This is a genomic window from Microcystis sp. LEGE 08355 (assembly GCF_015207185.1).
GTDB classification, from domain to species: domain Bacteria; phylum Cyanobacteriota; class Cyanobacteriia; order Cyanobacteriales; family Microcystaceae; genus Microcystis; species Microcystis panniformis.
The window spans coordinates 1-6,856 of record NZ_JADEXI010000230.1 but is presented as its reverse complement, the minus strand read 5'-3'; the positions used below and the strand labels follow the sequence as shown (position 1 = coordinate 6,856).

The window sequence follows — 6,856 nt, the reverse complement described above, 5'->3', positions numbered from 1 at the left end:
GTGTGGGGTGTGGGGTTTTACCGATTTTGAGGTAGTCAATTACCTAATTTTCAGGGAAAAAGTACCTGAATTTTCCCCCCGATCCCCGCAACGGCTGGCACTTTTTGAGGAAAAAAAAGTCTAAAAGTCTTATCCAACAAGGTTTTTAGATTTATTCAGCAGACCCTAAATATCAATCCTTTTTTCGAGACGTTACTCCTAACGTCTCTTTTTGTCTGGTTAATGTGGGTGAGAATTTTTTAGCAATCTTTGCCGGATGCGATCGAGATTTTCTTGACTATTGACGGGTAAATGGGGTAGGGGTAATTCTAAATTGGGCCAATTACTCAAATCATGGCAGGGACAGGATAAACCCGATTGGCCCAGCACTTCAATTGGTACGGGTATAGTACAACGAGCGCAGGGGTGAAATTCCCATTGAGGGGAAAGTAAGTCTTGGATAGTTTGTTGAGTACCTTCTAGGTAACAATCGCCACTTTCAGGATCGAGCATTTTTTGCCAACAATCTTCAAACTCCGACGAATAGCGATCGCCATTGAAGATAGGCAGCGGAAATAGCATAGCTTGGTTTTTGGGACAAATAACTTTTTTTCCCAATTGAAACCAATGGGCGAGATACTGTTTAACTGCGGAGGTGTCTGACATATAGTGTGTGTGGAGGCTGCCCTGATGATTGCTCTTACCATCAATCCTAGCGTTAACTTCCAGTGTCGGACAGAGCCGGTGACGATAGATTATGTAGTTTAATAATTATTTTAGGTAACTGAGCATCGGGAGCTAGATTAATCCCAATAAACTCACCATTAAGGCTTTTTGGGCGTGCATCCGATTTTCCGCTTGCTCCCAGACTTTTGATTGTACACCCTCGATCGCCCCGTCGGTAATTTCTTCACCCCGGTGAGCAGGTAAACAATGGAGAATAATCGCGTCTTTGTCAGCGTGACTCATTAGCTGTTCATTGACTTGGTAGGGCTGAAAAATGGGAATTCGGGCATCAGCGAGGCTTTCTTGTCCCATACTTGCCCAGACATCAGTATAGACCACCTGAGAGTCTTTCACGGCCATAACGGGATCGTCGGTAATTAAGATTTTACTACCGGTTTTCTCGCCTATAGCTTGGGCGCTGGCGACAATTTCCCCATCCGGTTGATAGTTTGCGGGGGAGGCAACTCGCACATTTAACCCCATCAAAGCGCCACCCAAGAGGAGAGAATTAGCGACATTATTGCCATCCCCCACATAGGTGAGGTTAATTCCCCGTAAAGTCTGAAAAGTCTCTTGGATAGTCTGTAAATCGGCTAATATCTGGCAGGGATGTTCTAAATCCGTTAAAGCGTTGATAATCGGGATGCGGGAATAATTAGCAAAAGCTTCTAAATCCTCTTGTTTAAAGGTGCGAACTGCGAGAATATCGAGATAGCGATCGAGTACCCGGGCTGTATCGGCTAAGGGTTCCCCGCGCCCCACTTGGGTTACACTGGGATTGAGATCGATCACCTGTCCCCCTAACTGGTACATGGCGACGGTAAAGGAAACCCGGGTCCGGGTGGAAGCTTTATAAAATAGCAATCCCAAGACTTTTTTGCAGCTAGGGTTAAGATTACCAGCTTTAAGCTGTGCCGATAGATTGAGTAGGGCGCTGATTTCTTGGCTACTCATGTCGGTTATTCTTAAAACATCTCGTCCTTTTAAAGTGGCTACCATTGGTTTTTCTCTCGATAAACAGGGGTCTTGATTGGCTTTTATGGCAGTTAGCGGTTAGCAAAAATCTTGAGTAAAGACCTTATTATAATCCAGTTTTTTCGCTATTAGGCAATTTTTCCCGAAAATTTTTGATTGTGGGGGATGTTAGTCCAGCTAACACCCCCACTTTTTCCGTTAAATTAGGTAGGTGTTAAAAATTGTCAGATTCCCCCCTTATCAAGGGGGCTCCCCCCGCCTATCGGCACCCCCCTTATCAAGGGGGGCAGGGGGGATCAAACCCAAAATCTAATTTCTACTTAACTAATTTTGACCCACACTTAGAACAAAAATTAGACGAGGGCGGGTTTTTGTGTCCACAAATACCGCAGATAATTAAAGCTGGGTTAGCCACTTCCGTCACCGCAGAAAGAGGAATTTCTCCAGCGCTATCTAACTTATAGTTATGGATTAACTGCAAAATAATTGCATCTTCCCGTTTATATTCTGTATTGTCTTTTCCTCCTGTTAACTCCTCGGAACGTTGTTGTAAATATTCGATAAAAGTCCGATACAAAGCTTGTTTTTTCTCTGGAGTGGCTGCAGCCTGTAACTTAGCTGTCACCTGACTTTGAATTTTTTCCTTATCTTCGCGACAAGCTTTTACTTCTAACACCTGTACCGCATCTTCCCAACTGGTGGCGATATCGACTTTTTTTAATCCCGTTGCGGTTTTAATTTCATAGCGAATTGTTTTCTCATTAGTGACTCGATTGACTTCTGGAAAAAGCACTTTCAAAGCTCGGGCTGTCACCACCAATTGATAAATACTCGGATCTTCGGGAAAAACATCCCAGAAAGGCGGTTCCTTTTGGATATGTACGGGGATGGGTAAATCGCGATTTTCCCCCATTTGTTGGGCGCGTTTAGCGAGAATAAATTCTCCTTTCCAGTCCTGATAGGATTGCCGCAGCTCTCGCATTCCCTCCAGACAGCGTAGGGAAAAACCGCCAATTTCCTGCACGAAGACAAGACGATATTTTTCCACGTCTCCCAAGGGTTTAATATCGTCTTCGTTGGGGATAAATTCCCGCAGTTTTGGAATAATTTTTTGGGCTGCTGGGTTACTGGTATTTCTTCCCCCAATCAGGGCAACATTTTGATTTAATTGGGGCGTAAAACCCGCATCTTTTCCTCGCAAAACCGCAGGATTGAGCATAATTAGGGGTCGCGATTTTTGGTAGGCAATGCGAAGATTATTGATAATATCGGTATCGTTGTTATAAATTTTTAACAAGCGATCGCAAGCGGCTAATTCCTGCTGAATGCGACTACTAGCGGGGGCATTTTGTAGTAGTTGATTAGCTTGGTTTATGATAACCTGTTGAAAATCTCCTTGACGAATATCGGCAATCTCGGTGATGTCAAATAAACGCATATTTTCATCGGCGCGGCGCGTTTCTTTCCAGAGAGGGCTAGATTGCTTTAAAATCTCTTCTGAGAGGGGTAAACAAAGGTTATCCATACCTGTATCGTAGGCATTTTTGTTACCGGCAATCCCCGAGGCAAATTGTTCGATAAAGTCTTGATAAAGACTATTTAATTCTTGTCTGTCAAATAATTTAATCCCATTAATTAACAAAGCATCGGCACTATCAATCTGTTGGTTAGCTTGCAGATTAAATAGATCGCGACTTTGAATTAATTTCTGACGAAAGCGATTAAAACGGCTTTCTAATTGATTAAGATGTTCCAGTAAACGATTAATAACCTCTACTCCTGCACCTCTGGTTTTTCGTTGAATATTGGCCATTAAATAGCCTTCCAATCCCGTTAAAGCTTGTTCACAATATTGTTCCATCTTATCTTTTTTCGAGATATGAATTTTATCTTTCAGATCATTAATTTCTGCCAAGGCTGTGTCGTATTCCCGTTGACGTTTACTTTCGTTTTGACTCCAAACCTGTTCTTGATCGCGACGGAATTTTTCTGCTATGTCGGTGAAGATTTGTCGTACTAAAACAATAAAACTCTCGGCAAATTTTACCCCACGGTTTCGATCCTCAAGGATATTATAAAACTCCATTTCTAGGGACTTTTTACCCCGTTGAATAATTTCATCCCGGTTACTATAAATCTTTTTCAGGTAATCGCCGTGCAGCCGTTCATCGGGACTCAATTCTAGTAAATGATTGCGTTTAAATTCCTCGACTCTTGGCGTTAAATAATCATCAATAAATTGCAGAATTTTTCCCTGTTCGTTGCCTAAAATATTAACACCCTGTTTGGTACAAGAGAGCCAATTATCTTGATTAATTTCCTGACGAGTTTCGTTAATCCATTGGGAGATTATGGCAATTAAAGAGCGATCCTTGTCGGCACATAAATCCATAATTAATTCCCCTTCGCTCAAGCGCATTTTTTTGAGGATATCACCTCTGACTAACTCCAACATTTGAGCGGGTAAAATCACGGAATCATTCAGCCACCAATTAATTAAATCTTTGGCTAAACGTTCCGATAAGGAGGCCCGAATTTGGGCAATAGGAATTTCAATAGTTGATAGCCCAAAACTCATAAATTGCTTAGGATAACCGCGCCCCCCTGGGTCAGCTTGCGCCCAAGAACCCTTAATATTATCTCTAATGGAACGTTTATGGGGGGCAAAATCAGAAGTCATATCTAGGAAGATATTTTGGGCGATCATTTCCCGAATTTGACCGAGTTTAAAATCACCTTCTCCGTTTTTTGTCCCCACTAAATAGGTAAAATCAAAGGGTGGTAATTTACTAGCCACTTCATCAACTAAACCGCTGCTAAACTGTTGATGATATTCGGTTCTGTAGTCAGAAAAGTAATTTAATTCCATCAAGGCAGCGTAACCATTAGCCAAAACTCGATCGCCGACACTAATCCCCGCAAATGCTTCAGGAGTGGGAACAATTGCCGTACTCAAAGGACTACTTTCCCCTCGTAACCAATTACGAATACAGTAACCTATATCGATTAACATTCCGCTACCCGTACCACCGTTTAAAGACCCCGTAGTAAAGACATTAATAGCACTATTACTAACTTTAATTCCATAGTGATCGAGCATAAAGTTTTCTTGTCCCTTTACCCGTCTCACCGCGTCTAGAAATTTTCTTTGGATCTCATGATAATTACAAAATAAAGCAAAACGACCACAGGCGCGAATTTGTCCCGCCCCCGCTTCTAGGGAAGTAATATTTCTCTCTAATTCCGGGGGGAACCAACTATTAATCCAGGGATATCTATCCATGTCAGATACCATCTCCTGTACCTGTTTTCCACTCACCCGGGCCCAGTGTTTTTCGTTATCTTTAAAAGCACTGCCAGCAGCTTCAGGATTACTGATTTTATAATCCTTATCCGTGTCAACCACCAAAAAACTGACAATCGGAAAATTACTCAAACTGCCATAACTTTCCTCGATTAAACGACGCAATCGCGATAAAATCTCGTTACCCGTACCACCAATACCCACTAAAACCGTGGGAACCATGCTTTTTTCTTCCACTGCTGCTGGCATAATTACTTAACTCCTAAGGCCATTTCTTGACGGTTGCGGGGGACTTCGTAGGTGAGGAAATCGTAGGCTAATTTAGTGTTAGGAAAAATCGCCCGCGCTTCCTCTAACAGATTGGAAATATCCAGAGAATTCCCCGGTAGATAACGGGGACTAAAATGGGTCATTAATAACAATTTTACCTGGGCTGCCAAGGCCACCTGGGCTGCCATCGTCGAAGTGGAGTGAACACTTTCAAAAGCTAACCCGGCATCTTGGTGTGCAAAAGTCGCCTCATGAATTAGCACATCTGCATCCCGTGCCAATTCGATCGATCCTTCACAGAAAATAGTATCGGTACAATAGGCTATTTTACGGCCGATTTCCGTTTCTCCGCAGAGGGACTGACCGCGAATTTTGCTGCCATCGGGAAGGGTGACAGTTTCCCCTTTTTTCAGCTTGCCGTAAATTGGTCCGGGGGGAATACCCAAAGCGTTGGCTTTTTCCACATCAAAACGTCCTGGACGGTCTTTTTCGGCGATGCGATAACCGTGGGCAGGAATACGATGTTTTAATAGCTGACAGGAGACGGTAAATTCTTCATCTTCGTAGAGTATGCCGGGGGAAACGGGATGGACACGCACCCGATTGGCGAAATTAGTATAGGAATACTTAGCACAAGCACGCAGATAGTCCCCTAGTCCGGGAGGTCCGTAGATATCAATATCCTGAGCAGAACCAGCTAATCCAATACTGGCTAACAGTCCCATTAAACCAAAGATATGATCCCCGTGCATATGGGTGATAAAAATGCGTCGGATTTGGGAACTTTTCAGGTCGCTACGCAGTAACTGGTGTTGAGTTCCTTCTCCACAGTCAAACAGCCATATTTCCGCCCGTTGCGGCAAACGAAGGGCGATACTAGAGACATTACGGGAACGAGTGGGAACCCCAGAACTGGTTCCTAAAAAAGTAATCTCCACAGGATAGCTGTCAGGATAGAGGATTCTTTTTCTAGTCTAGGCTGTTTTTATCGATTTCTCGATCGAATTGCTGCTTTTCTGTATTTCATCACTTGAAAACAGAAAATCCTCTGATTTTGACCTAACTCTGCAATAATTACTGGCAGCCAAAAATACACCAGCGTCCATATCATACTTTGTGCTTTTTGTCAAAAAAACTTTTTTTTTGCAATAAAACTACACAAAAAAAAGATCATCGTTGCCCGTGAAATTGACTGATTTACCCGTCTTAATTAGGATCACCCTGTAGGTGTGGCAAGGGTTTCAACCATTGTTGCCCAAAAAAGCACAGAGTAACCCATTATGAAATTCTATCAAATCGCTGTTACCTTCATAACATCGTTGTTAAATAAAAATCTTTCTCAATTAATTCTTAAGAATTTGTAAATATTGCGAAATGTTAATTTAAATATTCTCAAGTTTTTACGGTCAATAAATAATTTTTACTTATCTTTGTCGGAAAATAGAACTCCTGCAAAAATCCCACATCTACCATTGGGTTAGGAGTCAGTTATCAGTTATCAGTTATCAGTTATCAGTTATCAGTTCACTGAGAAAACTCCCTACACCCCACACCCTACACCCTACACCCCACACCCTACACCCTACACCCCACACCCTACAC

General features: G+C 42.6%; 4 protein-coding genes. All 4 read right to left on the bottom strand.

What is annotated here, in order from left to right:
• Window positions 1-219 precede the first annotated feature (219 nt).
• The 4 genes from IQ242_RS12875 to IQ242_RS12860 all read right to left on the bottom strand — a co-directional run bounded on the left by IQ242_RS12875 (window position 220) and on the right by IQ242_RS12860 (window position 6,192).
• Complete coding sequence (locus IQ242_RS12875; RefSeq protein ID WP_193960245.1) at window positions 220-645, bottom strand: hypothetical protein; 426 nt, start codon at window positions 643-645, stop codon at window positions 220-222.
• A 132-nt stretch (window positions 646-777) separates the two neighbouring features.
• The gene (gene argF, locus IQ242_RS12870) at window positions 778-1,704 is read right to left on the bottom strand and encodes an ornithine carbamoyltransferase (protein WP_193960244.1); all 927 of its coding nucleotides are present in this window, start codon (window positions 1,702-1,704) and stop codon (window positions 778-780) included.
• Between the two features lie 292 nt (window positions 1,705-1,996).
• On the bottom strand, window positions 1,997-5,233 hold the full coding sequence (locus IQ242_RS12865) for a tubulin-like doman-containing protein (protein WP_193960243.1): 3,237 nt from the start codon (window positions 5,231-5,233) through the stop codon (window positions 1,997-1,999).
• A 2-nt stretch (window positions 5,234-5,235) separates the two neighbouring features.
• Window positions 5,236-6,192 (bottom strand): ribonuclease Z, encoded by a 957-nt coding sequence (locus tag IQ242_RS12860; RefSeq protein ID WP_193960242.1) that lies wholly within the window; start codon window positions 6,190-6,192, stop codon window positions 5,236-5,238.
• Window positions 6,193-6,856: the final 664 nt, after the last annotated feature.